This is a genomic window from Aquisphaera insulae, from assembly GCF_011064615.1.
GTDB classification, from domain to species: Bacteria; Planctomycetota; Planctomycetia; order Isosphaerales; family Isosphaeraceae; genus Aquisphaera; species Aquisphaera insulae.
Window position 1 is genome coordinate 1 of record NZ_JAALJH010000140.1, and the last position, 14,187, is coordinate 14,187.

The following is a 14,187-nucleotide window of genomic DNA, read 5'->3' on the forward strand; positions in this document are numbered from 1 at the left end:
TCATAGGCGATGTGGGCCTTGGTCGCGGTCGACATGCGGGGTTTCCCCTTTCTGCTTGGACCATCGAACAGGGTCGGACACGTCTTGAAATGGCACAGCAACTTATATGCCATTAGTCATGCGCGTGCGTCACGTCGGTGTTGCGTGCAGCCTTCGGGGCGTGCGGGCGAGCGTCCGGCCTCGCGGGCTCGCTCCCGGGACCGCGGGACGGTCGCCTCGGGGGCCGCGGGGCGACGCGGGGAGGGGATGGCGTGGAGGATCTCCCCCATCCATCGCGGCGGTGGCGGCCGGCGTCGGGCGAGCGTCCGGCCGGGGGGACTTGCCCGGCCCGGACAATGACCATGCGAAGAGCCGGGATCGGGCGGCCGTCGGCCGGTGGGGGACGAGGCCGCGACCCGGCATGGGTTCGTTCCACAGGGCACGCCGGAGTACGGACATGGGATTCGACATCGACGGGAAGGTCGCGCTCGTTACGGGGAGCAATCGGGGCATCGGGAAGTCGATCGTGGAGGGCCTGCTGGGGCGTGGGGCGTCGAAGGTCTACGCCGGGGCGAGGAAGACGGCGAACCTTGCCGGCCTGGTGGAGCGGTTCGGCGATCGGGTCGTCCCGGTCGAGATCGACCTCGAGCGGCCGGCGAGCGTGGAGGCCGCCGCCTCGAACCGCGACGTCGAGCTCGTCGTCAACAATGCCGGCATCCTCAAGGCGGCGAATCTCCTCCTCCCGGAGGCGGAGGACGCCTTGAAGGCGGAATTCGAGGTGAATGTCCTCGGGCCGATGCGGATGGCCCGGGCCTTCTCGCCCGTCCTCGCCGCCAACGGCGGCGGGGCCTTCGTCCAGCTCAACTCCGTGGTCTCGATCAAGAGCTTCCCGGACTTCGCCACCTACTGCGCGTCGAAGGCCGCGTCCTACTCGATCACGCAGTCGCTGCGCTCGGTCCTCGGCAAGCAGGGGACGCAGGTCGTGAGCGTCCACCCCGGCCCCATCGCCACCGACATGGCCACCAGCGCCGGCCTGCAGGACGTCGCGGAGCCCCCCTCGGTCGTGGTCGAGGCCATCGTCTCGGCCCTGGCCTCCGGCGAGTTCCACGCCTTCCCCGACTCGATGGCCCGTGACCTCTGGAAAGCCTACGAAGGGTTCGCCCGATCGGTCGTCGAGGCCGACCTGGCGGGCGGCTGAGCGGGGACTCCGAGCTGAGAGGACAGCGCGATGGACGTACCGGGCGGGAACGCCGGCTTCGGCTGGACGCTTGTCGTGATCGGGCTGGTGCTGGCCGGGGCCGGCCTGATCTGGGTGCTGGCGCCCGGCCTGCCGAGGCTCGGGCGGCTCCCCGGGGACATCGCGATCGAGCGCGAGAACGGCGGCTTCTACTTCCCGATCACGAGCTGCATCGTCGTCAGCGTCGTGCTCAGCCTGATTGCGTGGCTCGTCCGGGCCGTGTCCCGCTAACGCGGTGGACGCGGCCTGGCGGGGAGACATCGGGCGGCGCCGGCACGCGCCGGCGAGGGCCGATCGGGGGCTCCTGAACTTGGAGTTCCGTCGGCCGATCATCCCCCACACGACGAGCACGCCAGGCGCGAGGGGGATGCTCCCGCCCGGGAAGCCGAGCCCGACCATCGTCCGCGACGATAACGAGCCCGCTTTCTTCCTCCCGGCGCCGACCCGCAACGATCGGCAGCGGGCCATGGATCGCTTCAGATAGTCCGCGGCGAGCCCGGGAGGCAGGCGGCGCACGGGTAAGGCCACGCCGGGGCGATCGAGAGGAGTTGGGAAGACGCCGCGAGGAGCATGAGCAGGAGTATCCCGGGATCGTCATCGAGGTCGAGGTCGTGGTCGAATAGAGGGCTCTCCATGATGGTGTTGCCGCTCCGGGACGTGAGGGGGCCTCGATCGCTGTATCAGAATGCTGCCGGAGTCGCATGGCCGCCCGGACACGCTTCGACGTCCTTCCCCGCCTCATCCGCGGGCGGCCCGGCGGCCCGGCGGCCTGGGATCCGTGGATTTTGTTCGTTGACCTCCGGGGCGTCCGCCGTAGACTGGACCGGCACGGGGACCGAACCGGGCGGCTTCCCACGCCCGATCCACACGAGGAGAGGAGTATCGCGATGTCGGACGGCGCGCAGAACCTATCTCGCCGGGACGTGATGCGGATCGGGGCGACGGGCGTGGCCGCGGCGGGCCTGGCCGGCGCCGGCCTGCCGGTGCTGGCGGACGACCAGGCCGCACCGGGCAAGCTGCCGAAGCGGCGATACGGCCGCACCGGGCTGGAGATCGGCTGGATGGTGGGCGCGTCCGACTGGCCCAAGGAGCTGATCCCCCGGGCCGTCCACGCCGGGGTCAACTACTGGCACAAGGCCCAGAAGTGGACCGCCGAGACGATGCCGCCGGCCCTCAAGGCCCAGCCGCGGGAGTCGTACTACCTCGAGTGCGTCGTCGACCGCGTCAACGGCGACCATTCGCGCGGCAAGATCGACGAGGAGCGGCACTACGAGTTCGTCAAGAACTGCCTCAAGGAGTCGGGCGTCGGCTATTACGACGTCTTCAAGTTCCACTTCGGCTATCACTCGATCGCGGAGGCCAAGCAGAACCCGGGCATGGTCCGGGCGTTCGAGCGGCTCAAGAAGGAGGGGCTGGTCAAGCACCTGGCGATCTCGCAGCACCATTACAACAACATCGGCGGCGACATGGCCTGGGAGATCATGCACTACCTGGCCGACCACGAGCCCTACGAGGCGACCCAGTTCTTCTACACCTACAACGACCGCAAGGAAGTCGGGGAGTGGATCGACGCGGCCAAGAAGAAGGACATCGGCACCATCGCCATGAAGACGATGGGGGGCGTGGGCCGCGCCGCGCAGGACCAGAAGTTCACCAAGCTCCTGGCCGATCCGAAGTACGCGGGGAGCACCCCGGCCGCGGCGATGGTCAAGTGGCTGAAGTCGAACGAGAGCCTCACCGCCGCGGTGATCGCGACCCGGAACTTCGACCAGTTCCGCGAGAACGCCGGCGCGGCCGCCAGCCTGGCCATGAACCCGCAGGACCGCGCGGCCCTCGGCCTGCTGGCCGGCTACAACAAGGGCCTGACGTGCCTCCTCTGCGCCGAGTGCGTCACGAGCTGCCCGGAGCACATCGGGGTCGCGGACATCTTCCGCTACGAGCGGTACGCCCGGGACTACTTCGACCTCGACCGCGCCCAGAAGGAATACGCCGCCCTGACGAAGAACGGCGCCTCCTGCGTGGGCTGCGGCGACTGCCTGCCGGCGTGCGTCCAGCAGATCGACATCGCCGCCAAGTTGGGGGATGTGCACAAGTTGCTGGGATGAGCGACGGGTTGACGACGGGACGGGCAGGAATGCCTGTCCCCCGAAATCTCCGACTCGCCTGGCCATGAACCCGGGGGGACAGGCAGGAATGCCTGTCCCTCAAACCAGACTCCTGGTGTTGCCAGGACACTACTTCGCCATCGGTTGCTCGATCTCGTACCTGACCTTGAGATAGAGCGTGAACTGGACGACCGGCTCGAGGATGACGGGCTCGATGACGGCGTCGAAGCCGTCGCCGTCGAGGCCGTTGAAGAAGAAGGTGCGGCCCCTGCGGGCGGACTGGACGGCGATGCGCTGGCGGTCGGGGGCGACGCCCATGGTCTCGCCCTCGGCCGCGACGTAGGAGTCGTACATCTCGCTGGGATAATAGGCCGCCGACCGCTCGGCGAGGACCTGGGCCGGGGGGATCAGCTTGAGGTCCAGCAGCTTCTCATAGCGGGCCTTCTTCCGCTTGATCACGGCGGCGGCCTCGTCCATCAGGCGGTCGCGGACCTTGCCCAGGTCCTTGACGACGTAATCCACCTTCACCAGGTCGTGGATCTCCACGCCGGCCGCCGCGTCGGTCAGCTTGTCGATCAGGGCCCGGTCGCGGAACCGGACCGAGACGTTCTTCTTGAGCTCGAAGCCGGCGAGCTTCTCGCGGGCGACGTCCCTGTCGATGTCGAAGCTGTAGAGCTTCGACTGGGCGACGTAGTCCACATGGATGTCGTCCGCGCCGACCCCGAGCGCCTTGACCGCCGCGGTGAACGCCTCGACGGCCGCCGCGACCTTGCGGCCGGACTCGGCCACGGTCTGCCCCTCGCGGCTGACGGCGAAGACCGCGACGTACTCGTCGGCCTTGACGTTCAGGAGCACGTTGGCGTCGACGAACATGCTCGTCCCCGACGGCGGCAGCTCCTCCTTGGCCAGCACGCGCTTGCCCCGCTCGTTCTGCTCGGCCCTCTGCTTCACGCCCCCCTGCGCGAACCCGATGTTGCCCCCCACCTGCGCCCGGGAAGGCCCGGGGACGGCCACCAGGACGGTCGTGACGATGATCCCGGTCCACTTCATCGCAAATCCCTCCGGGAGCGGAACGTACGGGCCCAGCCTGCCCGGGACTCCGGCGGGCCGCGTCGCACGACGGGTGCATGTCCCGACATGCCCGTCGCCGCGCGACGTCGGCTCGGCCCCGGCACGAGGCGGGGCCCACGAGCATTCCATGAGACCCGGCCCGAGAGGCGCTGACAACGGGGCGACGGCCGAAGGGGCCCGTGAACGCCGCAGCGCCGTCAACGCGCGGCTCCATGTCCGCCGGCGAGCCATCTCCTGACCCGGCGGACCCGCCTTCGAACGCCTCGATGCGGTCGCAAGCCCGGACCCAGGAAGTCCCCACAGTGCCCTTGACGGATTGAGATCCGGGAATGTACGTTTTCTTGCGATTGAGACTTAATCTCACTATGGGTCGGTGTGAACAGATGGTTCCTGTTCGCACGAGCGATCCCGATGGGGCAACACCATGCGTCAGCGAACCCGATCCGGATTTACCCTCATCGAGCTGCTGGTCGTGATCGCGATCATCGCCGTGCTGATCGCCCTGCTGCTGCCGGCGGTGCAGTCGGCGCGCGAGGCGGCTCGGCGTATCCAGTGCACGAACAACATGAAGCAGCTCGGCTTGGCTCTCCATAATTACGAGTCGACGAACGGAGTCCTGCCGCCCCCCTTCGTCCTGGGGATCATCTCGGGGACGACCCTGAACGGCAATGGCTGGAGCGCCCACGCCCGCATCCTGCCGTATTCCGAGCAGGGCGCGGCGTACAATGCGATGAACCTCTCCCTCCGCTATAGCGTGGCGGACAACCTCACAGTCAGTCGGTTGACCATCGCCATGTTCCTGTGCCCGAGCGAGGTCAAGCCGGACCCCCGGACGGACGCGACGACGGGGGAAGTCGTCCACGGGGTGAACAACTACGGCTGGAATCGCGGCGACTGGCTGGTCTGGGGAGGCCTGAATACCTCGAACCGGGCCCCGTTCGACATCAACCTCGCCCGCCGATTCTCGGCGATCACCGACGGCCTCAGCAACACGCTCCTCGCCTCGGAGGTGAGGACGTATCAGTCGAACCTGAACAACTGCGGTGCGCTGGCCAACGTCGATCCGAGGAACCTCCCCGCGACGTCGGTCGACCCCGTCACGCTCGTCCCCCAGTATGCCTCCGGCTGTTCGCTCGGCCTGACCGGCCACACCGAGTGGGTGGACGGGGCAGTCCACGAGACGGGCTTCACGACCGCCTGGACGCCGAACAAGACGATCGCCCGCCCCTCGGACTTCTCCAAACCGCTGGACCTGGTCAACTGGCGAGAGAACGCGACCCTGACCAACGGCGGGCCCAGCCTCGGCGCCATCACCTCGCGGAGCTATCATCCCGGCGGGGTGAACACCCTGTTCGGCGACGGTTCGGTGCGGTTCATCAAGGACACCATCAACGGCGCCACCTGGCGTTCCCTCGGCAGCATGAACGGCGGCGAGGTCATCTCGGCGGACGGCTTCTGACCCGCCCCGGCGTCGCCACGAGCCCGGGCCCGAATCACACGGGCCCGGGGCGTGATGGGCCGGGCGAGGTCGCCCACGATGCGTCATCACACCCAGGGATAACCGATGCCGGGACGACCCTGAATCCTGCTTTGTCGTCCTGGAAGGAGACCTGGCGCCGAAGTGCCTGTTACGAAGGGACCTCTCTGAAGCGTCCTCAGGCCAGGTCAGGGAGCAAACGGCCGAGCGGGAAAGGCGGCGTCGAATGCCATCGCGCGGACGTCAGCCCAGAGATGTCTATAGGCCGCCCGTTCGGCCGGAGACAGGTCGGCCATCCGCGTCTCGTCGCGGATGGCCGCCAGGTCGGGATGGGATTGCCACTGGTTGAGGGCCCGTCGCACCGTTTCCCGAACCTCGGGGCGAGCGCTGAGCAGATCTCCCCCGCAGGCGTCGAGGCCGATCCTCAGCCAGCCGAACGCGAGGCCGCGAGCGCGAGCCCTGGCACCGGGGCCATCGCGTCGCCCGTCTACCGGCCCCTCCGCGGCCGTCAGCACGGAGCGGGCGGCTTCGAAGCATTTCCTCAGCGTCAATCTTCCTTCGTTGTCGTCCTGTGACGGGGCGACCGGTGTCTCATTCGCCCGGGCAGGTCCGGTCGGTGTCGGCGGGGGAGCCTGGTTGAAGCCGAGGCCGATGGCGGTCCGGTAGGATCGCGCCGCCTCGTCGTCTCGCCCGGTCATGAGGTGGGCGAAGCCCAGTCGCGCGTGTATGAGGGAGGCCGTGGCGTCGTCCACGGCCGTCTCGAGCGCTCGCGTCAACGGCGAGATGGATTCGCGATAGCGGCCGCGGTCGGCCAGAACAACCCCCAGGAGCACCCGAGCGGCCTCCTCTCCCTGCTCGATCGATCGGCGGAGGTGGGGCTCGGCCTCGTCCAGGCGGCCCGCCCGGTACAGGGCGCGGCCCAGATCGTGGGAGGCGAGAGCGAACCTGGGCTGGAGCCCCGTCGCTTGCCTGTGCGCCCGGATCGCGGCCTCATGATCGCCGGCCGCGGAGAGGGTGCGGCCCAGGATTGTGTACGCCAGCGGGCTATCGGGCCGCATGGCGATCAATCCCGTGGCGAGGCGTGCCGCGTTTTCCACATCTCCAGGCCCGCGACGGTCGAGATACAGGACCGTCAGCTCATACCATACCCAGAAGTTGAGCGGGTGATACCACTGGTCACCGCGCAGGGCTTCTATAGCGTCGTCGATGCGGCCCTCTCCCCGGAGTTGCTCGCTCCGTTTGAGGAGGCTGGACGCGGCGATCCGGCGGGTGGCTTCGCTCGCGTAGCTCATCTGCGAGCCGTAGTCGACGCCATCCTTGTCACGCCGAACCTGGATGCGTTTGACGGTCTTTCCCCGGCTTGGGTCGCCGTCCCGGGCGATCCGGGAGAGGGGACCGTCGTCCGCTTCGCCGGAGAGGCGAGCCCATTCGAGGAGGCCGGCCACAAGGTCCCTGGAAATGGCGCTGCAACGGACGCGGGCCGCCGCCTCTTCCGGGGGCAGGGAATCGACGTCGAGGCCGTAGTTGCGGAATGCGCGGCGGAAGGCTTCCACGGCGCTTTCGTACGAGTTCTTGCCCCCCTCGACCTTCGCCGGCTCCATCATGGCCGATTCGATCTCGGCGGTCATGCGACGGTCGCGATCGCGGCGATCTCGCTCGGCCACGAACCGAGCTCGCTCGCTCTCGAGCGCCGCGAGTGTCTCGGTGGCCTTGCGGGAGTAGGGCCCGGGAGCGGGGCCGGTCTGGAGGAGTGCGACGGCCCGAGAGGCGGCCGCGACGGCGGAGTCCCAGGCGACGGGATCCGAGGCCTCGCGGGCCCGCCCGGCGGACGCGTCCGCCTGGGAGAGGGCCGAGTCGACCTCGCGGCCCAGTCGTTCGGCACGAACGGCCTCCCGACGACTCAGCCAGGCCCATCCGACGACCAGGGCGACGGCGGCGACGATGAGGGAGGCGGAGCCGGCGGCCAGGGAGGTCCGATGCCGCGATGCCCAGCGTCTTGTGCGAGTCGTCCAGGGCTCGCGCCAGGCGGTCACCGGCTCGTCGGCCAGCCAGCGATCGAGGTCCTCGGCCAGTGCGGTCGCGGTGGGATACCGATCTTCGGGTGCCAGGGCCATGGCCTTCAGGCAGATCGCCTCCAGGGCCCGGGGTACGGTGGGGCTGACTTGCCGCGGGGCGGGGAACTCGCCGCGCTCGACGCGATGCAGGAGCTCGCCGAAGGCCATGCCGTGGAAGGGAGTGCGCCCGGTCACCAGGCAGTAGAGCGTGGCGCCCAGGCTGTAGACGTCGCTGGCCGGGCCGACTCGGGCCCAGTTCCCGGCTTGCTGCTCCGGGCTCATGAAGCCGGGCGTGCCCACGCTCCCTCGGGTCTCCGGACACCGTGCGTGGGAGCCCGCCCTCGCCGGATTGTCGGGATCGTCGAGGGACATCTCGCGGGCGAGGCCCCAGTCCACGACCAGGGTCTCTTCGTATTCGCCGAGCATGATGTTGGCCGGCTTGATGTCGCGATGGAGGACGTTCCGGCTGTGCGCATAGGCGATCGTGGCGCAGACGGACCGGAACCGCCCGATCAGGCCGCGGAACGCCCGCTTCCGCTCCCCGAGGTCGGCGTCCTGGCCCTTCCCCTCGTGGAATGCGGCGATCGCCTCGCGGAGCGAGCGTCCGCGGATGAACCGCATGGCGTAGCAGGGCCGCCCCTCGGAGTCGGCCCCCAGGCCGTAGACCGGCACGATCCCGGGATGCTCCAGCCGGGCGGTGATCTCGGCCTCTCGGCGGAAGCGGCGTTCCGACTCCGCCGCGGCCGGAGCATCGCGGCGGATGAACTTCAGGGCCACGTCGCGGGACAGGTCCTCATGTCGGGCGAGGTACACTTCGCCCAGGCCGCCGGCGGCATGGAACCGGAGCTCGCCGAAGTGGGCCTCCGACCGCGCCGTGCCTCCCGCGCCGGTGCCGGCGGGCCTGCTCGCTTCCCCTCCGTGTGGGGCGGTCGTGGATCCGTCCGAGACGCGCAGGAGCCCCTCCATCGCTCGCAGGGCCGCGATCCGCACCCTCAGGGGCTCCACGAGCTCGGGGCAGTCCGAGCAGAGCTCCTCGGGCGTGGCTTCTAAGCCCTCGTCGCGCCGGGACTCCCAGCGGTCAAGGAGCTCACCGAGCCGGTCGGCCAGGGTGTCGGATGGCACGGCGGGTCACCTCACGCGGGGCGGGCCTCGGGGGGATGGATCAGAGGCCCGGCATCTTCCCGCCGAGCTTCGCGAAGAGGGCCAGGCGGGCCTCCTGCCAACGGCGCTTGATGGTCCGGTCCGAGACGCCGAGCAGGGCGGCCGCCTCGTCCTGGCTCAAGCCCTGATAGAAAAGCAGGTCGAAGACCTCTCGCTGATCGGACTCGAGCGCATCGACCTGGCCGTGGAACTCGGTCCAGGAGGCGAGGCCGGACGGGTCGGTGGACTCGGCCGCGAGGTCGGGCGGCGCGGCCGATTCACCCGCCTGTGCCCAGCTCTCGTGGCGGCGGCCCAGGCCTTCCGGCCCCTGATGGCGGCGGGCCAGGTCGATGAGCTCGCGGCGGATCTGGGCCGCGGCCAGCCGGTAGAAGTCGCGGGCCGTCGGCGGAAGGACCGAGCCCAGCGCGCGATACAGGCGCATGGCCGCGTTCTGGAAGACGTCGTCGGTCTGCTCCCAGCGACGGACGGACGGGTAGTCCCGCAGCATCCGACGGGTGAGAGAGCCGAGCCGTTCGACGGCGCAGGCGATCAGGGCCTCGCGTGCTCCTGCCTCGCCGGCGCCGAGGCGATCGAGCCAGCCCTGGATCTGTATGGAATCTCCTTCCGCCATCGCGATCCCCCGAACCGGCCGGAAAGAAGCGGAATCGAGCGGATCACATGATAGACCGCTTCGGCCGGATAGGGAACCGGAATTCGCGATCCGCGTTCGCTCGATCCGCTCGCGGAAAATCGGCCGGAGTCTGTCCCCCGATCGATATGGCGTCCGCTGGGTCTGGTGGAGGCGGACGCGGGGCGATGGGCCCTGCGACGCCGAACCTTGAACACGAACCGGAGTGCTGAACATGGACCGCTCGAACAGTGTCATCGCCCGCATCGACGCCCCCGCCCTCGACACCAAGGCCCAGCAGGTCTCCCCTGACCGTCGTGACGCGGGCTACCGCTCGCCGCGCCTCGTGGCGGGGGCGAAGGCCGTCGACGTCATCCTCGGCGGCAGCTACGGGGCCTACGAGGATTCCTACTCCGGCTACAAGTGGAACCGCTGAGGCTTCGCCGCTCGGATACACCATGAGCCGCGACCTGACGCGGGGGGAGGGCGTGCGACCCTCCTCCCGCGTCTTCGCGCGCCTCCGCCGACACCACGACCCGGTGGGAAGTCGGCCTCGCCGTGGCCCCTCCGGAGGCCGGCGATCGCTGGGAATCGCGGGGCCTGGTCGAACGACGGTGGGCACGTCGGAACTGGGCGCGAAATACCAACACGAGCGAGGAGAGGTGGACACGATGAACGCGACGGCATTGAGGGAAGGGGAGTTGCAGCTCGGGCCCGAGGTGAGACTGTTGCCGGTCGGGGACGGCTCGGCGCGGCTGATCGACCTGGGGGGCAGATTCTATTCTCTGTCCGCGACGGCGGCCGAGATGCTGACCGGGACGCTCGACGGCGGTCCAGGCGAGGTCGCCGAGCGGATCGCACGCCGCCATGAGGTCGATGTTCGCCTCGTCCGAGCCGACCTCGACGAGTTCCTCGGGGAACTGCGGCGGGCTCGACTGATCGTCCCTGCGGGCCGGCCGGCTCGGCATCTACCCCTCGCCGCGAGGGGACTGCTGCCGGCCCTGAGGCTGATCCATGGGGGCCTCTTGCCGATGGGGACCCGCGTGGTCCTCCTCCTGATCCTGGCGCGCGTCGGATTCCGGACGCTCGGCTGGGTCCGCACGGTCGCCGCCTTCCGGCACTTCCATAGGCGACACGCGGCCATGCCTGCCACCGAATCCCGCGGCCGGGCCATCGACGCCGCGGTCCGCGCCGCGGCCGCCTCCCTGCCGCTGGCCGTGGAGTGCAAGGAGCGGGCGCTGGCCTGCTGGTCCCTGGCGCGAGCCTCGAGGCTCGATGCCTCGCTCGTGGTCGGGATCAATACGCATCCGCTGGAAGGCCACTGCTGGTGCGAGGCCGGCGGCCTGATCCTGAGCGACCATGCGGATCGTTGCCGCGAGTTCACCCCCATCGCGACGTGGGCCTGAGCCATCTCATGAACCGCGGAGGATCGGACGGATGAACGCCGGATGGACGATGGTGAGCCGGGGCGACGCCGTGGATCTGCGGGTGTCGCCGGGACGATTCGAGGGCCGCGCCCGCCTGGTCTCGGTGGCGCGCGACGAGGGGGTGTCCGTCGCCATCATCGGCCGGCTCGACTACCGGGAGGCGCGACGCGAAGAGATCGCCGGTCGCGTGCCCTCGACCGTCGCGGCCCGTGCCGCGACCGATGATGCCGCCCTGGTCCTCGCGCTCTACAGGAGGTTCGGCGCCTCGGCCCTCGCGAGGCTCGAGGGAGACTTCTCGGTGGTCGTGGTGGACGGCCCGGCAGCACGGGTCGTGGCTTCCAGGGACCCGATGGGGGGGTTCCCACTCTACTGGGCCCGTCACGCGGCGGGCCTGGTCCTGGCCACCGCCATGGACCCCTTGCTGGAGATGCTTCCCCCGCGGGATCTGGACCGCAAGTACCTGGCCGAATTCCTGATGCTCCCCGGGCAGGTCCAGGAGGTGAACGGCGAACGGACCGTTCATGAAGGGGTCCACCGCGTCCCTGCGGGGCACGCGATCGAGATCCGCATGACCGACGGGTCCGTCGCGGTCCGCCGCTACTGGGACTGGGCGGATCGCATCGAGGACCCGGGCAGCGACGACCTCCTCGCCGTGGCCGACGGCTACGGCGAGCGACTCCGGGCCGCGGTCGCGGAGCGGATGCGCGGGAGGGTGGCGGCCCACCTCTCGGGCGGCATGGATTCCACCGCGACGGCCTTGCTCGCCGATGCCTGCGTCGGCCGCGGCCTGGGCGAGGGGCCGTTGCACACGATCACCCTGGTCCACGAATCGACCCCCGGGCTGACCGGCGAAGGGCCCTACATCGAGGCCGCGCTGTCGAGGCTGCGACACGCGGTCGCGCACAAAGTACCCGCCGACGATCTCCTCGACTTCGACGCCTTCGCGGACGCGCCCCCGCACGACGAGCCATACCCGGGCCTCCGGCGGCTCGGCCTCGATCGCTCGACGATCGACGCCGCTGCGTCCTGCGGCGCCGACACGCTCTTGACCGGCCTTGGCGCCGACGAGATGACGGTGATGCTGCCTCTCCATCTCGTCGACCTGGTCCGCCGCGGCCGGATCATCGGGGCCTGGGCGGAAGCTCGTCGCTGGGCCCGAGTGGACAATTGCAGCCCCGTGTCGCTGATCAAGCCCTACGTCCTGGACAATCTCCTGCCGCCCTGGGCCGTCGGCGGCGTGAGGGCGGCCTTCCGCGCGGGCCCGACGGCCTGGGATCGGCAGAACGAGTGGACGATTCCCCCCTGGATCCGTCGAGACTTCGCACGGGCGCAAGATCTCCGCGGCCGGTCGATCGAAGCGGCACGGGCCCTCCGGGATCCGCGGCGGCCGCTCGCCCTATCCCTGGGACTCCACATGATCGCCTGCCGGCAGGGGGATGTCGACCGTTGGGCCCTCGGCCTGCCGCGGGGGCTGGCCATTTCCCACCCATTCCTGGACGCGCGTGTCCTCCGCTATGGGCTGGGCATGCTCCTGCGTCTCCGCCCTCGGCCTGAGGGCCAGAAGCCGGTGCTGGCGCACGCGATGCGAGACGTCCTTCCCCCGGAGATCATCGCTCGTCGCCTCAAGGGCCGATACGACAAGGTCGCCTACCTCGGCCTCTCCCGCAACCTCCCCCTTCTGGAAGCCCTGGTCCGATCCACGCCGCTCGAGGATCTGGGCCTGATACGCCCCGACATCCTGACGGATTGTTTGCAGCGGGCCGCCCTCGGTCTCGCCTGCGGCGTGGACGGGCTCCACAAGCTCAACCTGACCATGGCCTTGATCAAGTGGCTGGCGATGCGGGGGCGAGGCGTGGCGTCGATTGCGGCTTCGTCCCCCGTCGCCTGAGGCGGCTCGATCTCGCTCGGAGGGATTCCCGATGTGCTCGACACTGGCAGTCCATGCCCCGGCGCCCGCGGAAGGCAGCTCGGCGGCGGATCTCCTGGCGATCTTCCGGGCCCATCGGGCCCGCATCTTGCTGACGTATGCGCTGCTCGTCGGCGAGAACCTGGTCGGCCTTGCACAGCCCTATTGCCTCGGCCTGGCTGTCGCGGGCCTCGGGATCGGCTCGACCGCGGGCCTGCTCTCCCTGGCCTTCCAGCATCTGGCGGCGACGGCCATCGCCTCGGCACGCAGGGTCTACGACACCCGGACTTTCACCGCCGCCTACGCGGACCTGGCCAGTCGCGTCATACCCGACCAGAGACGCCGGGAGCAGCACGTCTCACGGGTGGCGGCCCGGGCGGCCATGTCACGCGAGCTCGTCGATTTCTTCGAGCGGGACCTCTCGATCGGGGTGCAGGTCGGCGTCTCAATTCTCGGCGCACTCGGGATGCTCGCGACATACGACGTCGGCCTGTCGGCGATCGCCCTCGCAGCCATCGTCCCCTCGGCCCTCCTCAATCACGCCTACGGCCGGCGTGCAAGCCGGTTCCACGCCGGCCTCAATGACGAGATCGAGAGAGAGGTCGCGGTGATCGGCCGCGGGGAGCCGGGTGAAGTACGATCTCATTTCCTGCGCGTCGCGGCCTGGAGAGTGCGGCTCTCCGATTCCCAGGCGATCAACTCCGCGATCCTGGAGGCTGCTCTCCTGGCCGCGATGATCGCCTCCCTGGCGAGGGCTGGCGCCCTTGCCGACGGAGACCCCGGGCGCATCGTCGCGGTCTTCCGTTACCTCATGATGTTCTGCGTCGGGCTCGACGGCGTCCCCGCCCTCGTCCAGCAAGCGGGCAGGCTCCGGGATATCCTGGGCCGCCTTCGGTCACGAGACGACGGTGGAGACCTCGCCTGCTGAACCGAAACCGGGGTCATTCGGCTTCTCCTCGACAAACCGGGGGCCTCGGGGGCATCACTCGCTCGTCTGAGATCTTCGCGGCGTGCTTCGTGCTCAGGCTCTCCGATCGCGGAGCACGAGGTGGTGTCCGACTTGCGAAATCCGCTGGTAATGGGCGGTGTTCCCGTGAGCATCTCCAGGCCATTGACGAGAGCGATGGCGGCAATCATCGGATCGGCCTGACCGAGATCCTCTG

Annotated in this window: 12 protein-coding genes; 8 read left to right on the forward strand and 4 right to left on the reverse strand. The window is 69.5% G+C overall.

Annotated features, from left to right (window positions below; all coding sequences use genetic code 11):
* The first annotated feature begins 436 nt into the window (after positions 1 to 436).
* Entirely contained in the window at positions 437 to 1,177 is a 741-nt protein-coding gene (locus G6O54_RS34855; protein WP_165234895.1) for an SDR family oxidoreductase, read from the forward strand.
* 30 nt (positions 1,178 to 1,207) lie between these two features.
* Entirely contained in the window at positions 1,208 to 1,447 is a 240-nt protein-coding gene (locus G6O54_RS34860; RefSeq protein WP_165234898.1) for a DUF2905 domain-containing protein, read from the forward strand.
* 245 nt (positions 1,448 to 1,692) lie between these two features.
* Here the strand turns inward: G6O54_RS34860 and G6O54_RS34865 are convergent, their stop codons facing one another.
* Positions 1,693 to 1,851 carry a hypothetical protein gene (locus G6O54_RS34865; RefSeq protein ID WP_165234901.1) on the reverse strand — a complete coding sequence of 53 codons (159 nt, stop codon included), beginning with the start codon at positions 1,849 to 1,851 and terminating at the stop codon, positions 1,693 to 1,695.
* A 252-nt stretch (positions 1,852 to 2,103) separates the two neighbouring features.
* On the opposite strand from G6O54_RS34865, the gene G6O54_RS34870 reads away from it, so the two are divergent.
* Entirely contained in the window at positions 2,104 to 3,321 is a 1,218-nt protein-coding gene (locus G6O54_RS34870; protein ID WP_165234904.1) for an aldo/keto reductase, read from the forward strand.
* 129 nt (positions 3,322 to 3,450) lie between these two features.
* Here G6O54_RS34870 and G6O54_RS34875 read toward each other — a convergent pair whose 3' ends face one another.
* Positions 3,451 to 4,371, reverse strand: a complete 921-nt coding sequence (locus tag G6O54_RS34875; RefSeq protein ID WP_165234907.1) for an SIMPL domain-containing protein — start codon at positions 4,369 to 4,371, stop codon at positions 3,451 to 3,453.
* Positions 4,372 to 4,816: 445 nt separating this feature from the next.
* Between G6O54_RS34875 and G6O54_RS34880 the strand changes: the two genes are divergently transcribed.
* Positions 4,817 to 5,851, forward strand: coding sequence for a DUF1559 domain-containing protein (locus G6O54_RS34880; protein WP_165234910.1), 1,035 nt, complete (start codon positions 4,817 to 4,819; stop codon positions 5,849 to 5,851).
* A gap of 206 nt (positions 5,852 to 6,057) precedes the next feature.
* Here the strand turns inward: G6O54_RS34880 and G6O54_RS34885 are convergent, their stop codons facing one another.
* Positions 6,058 to 9,045 (reverse strand): serine/threonine-protein kinase, encoded by a 2,988-nt coding sequence (locus G6O54_RS34885; RefSeq protein ID WP_165234913.1) that lies wholly within the window; start codon positions 9,043 to 9,045, stop codon positions 6,058 to 6,060.
* A 40-nt stretch (positions 9,046 to 9,085) separates the two neighbouring features.
* Positions 9,086 to 9,694, reverse strand: a complete 609-nt coding sequence (locus tag G6O54_RS34890) for an RNA polymerase sigma factor (RefSeq protein ID WP_165234916.1) — start codon at positions 9,692 to 9,694, stop codon at positions 9,086 to 9,088.
* A gap of 232 nt (positions 9,695 to 9,926) precedes the next feature.
* On the opposite strand from G6O54_RS34890, the gene G6O54_RS34895 reads away from it, so the two are divergent.
* From G6O54_RS34895 to G6O54_RS34910, 4 genes are all read left to right on the forward strand, one after another.
* The gene (locus G6O54_RS34895) at positions 9,927 to 10,127 is read left to right on the forward strand and encodes a hypothetical protein (protein WP_165234919.1); all 201 of its coding nucleotides are present in this window, start codon (positions 9,927 to 9,929) and stop codon (positions 10,125 to 10,127) included.
* Positions 10,128 to 10,362: 235 nt separating this feature from the next.
* Complete coding sequence (locus G6O54_RS34900; protein ID WP_165234922.1) at positions 10,363 to 11,097, forward strand: lasso peptide biosynthesis B2 protein; 735 nt, start codon at positions 10,363 to 10,365, stop codon at positions 11,095 to 11,097.
* A 31-nt stretch (positions 11,098 to 11,128) separates the two neighbouring features.
* Entirely contained in the window at positions 11,129 to 13,006 is a 1,878-nt protein-coding gene (locus G6O54_RS34905) for an asparagine synthase-related protein (RefSeq protein ID WP_165234925.1), read from the forward strand.
* A 31-nt stretch (positions 13,007 to 13,037) separates the two neighbouring features.
* Positions 13,038 to 13,952 carry an ABC transporter six-transmembrane domain-containing protein gene (locus tag G6O54_RS34910; RefSeq protein WP_165234928.1) on the forward strand — a complete coding sequence of 305 codons (915 nt, stop codon included), beginning with the start codon at positions 13,038 to 13,040 and terminating at the stop codon, positions 13,950 to 13,952.
* The last annotated feature ends 235 nt before the right edge of the window (positions 13,953 to 14,187 follow it).

What these genes read in the sequence shown, in the direction of transcription:
- G6O54_RS34855 (WP_165234895.1), top strand. Translation starts at nt 437, where the DNA reads ATGGGATTCGACATCGACGGGAAGGTCGCGCTCGTTACGGGGAGCAAT.
- G6O54_RS34860 (WP_165234898.1), top strand. Translation starts at nt 1,208, where the DNA reads ATGGACGTACCGGGCGGGAACGCCGGCTTCGGCTGGACGCTTGTCGTG.
- G6O54_RS34865 (WP_165234901.1), bottom strand. Translation starts at nt 1,851, where the DNA reads ATGGAGAGCCCTCTATTCGACCACGACCTCGACCTCGATGACGATCCC.
- G6O54_RS34870 (WP_165234904.1), top strand. Translation starts at nt 2,104, where the DNA reads ATGTCGGACGGCGCGCAGAACCTATCTCGCCGGGACGTGATGCGGATC.
- G6O54_RS34875 (WP_165234907.1), bottom strand. Translation starts at nt 4,371, where the DNA reads ATGAAGTGGACCGGGATCATCGTCACGACCGTCCTGGTGGCCGTCCCC.
- G6O54_RS34880 (WP_165234910.1), top strand. Translation starts at nt 4,817, where the DNA reads ATGCGTCAGCGAACCCGATCCGGATTTACCCTCATCGAGCTGCTGGTC.
- G6O54_RS34890 (WP_165234916.1), bottom strand. Translation starts at nt 9,694, where the DNA reads ATGGCGGAAGGAGATTCCATACAGATCCAGGGCTGGCTCGATCGCCTC.
- G6O54_RS34895 (WP_165234919.1), top strand. Translation starts at nt 9,927, where the DNA reads ATGGACCGCTCGAACAGTGTCATCGCCCGCATCGACGCCCCCGCCCTC.
- G6O54_RS34900 (WP_165234922.1), top strand. Translation starts at nt 10,363, where the DNA reads ATGAACGCGACGGCATTGAGGGAAGGGGAGTTGCAGCTCGGGCCCGAG.
- G6O54_RS34905 (WP_165234925.1), top strand. Translation starts at nt 11,129, where the DNA reads ATGAACGCCGGATGGACGATGGTGAGCCGGGGCGACGCCGTGGATCTG.
- G6O54_RS34910 (WP_165234928.1), top strand. Translation starts at nt 13,038, where the DNA reads ATGTGCTCGACACTGGCAGTCCATGCCCCGGCGCCCGCGGAAGGCAGC.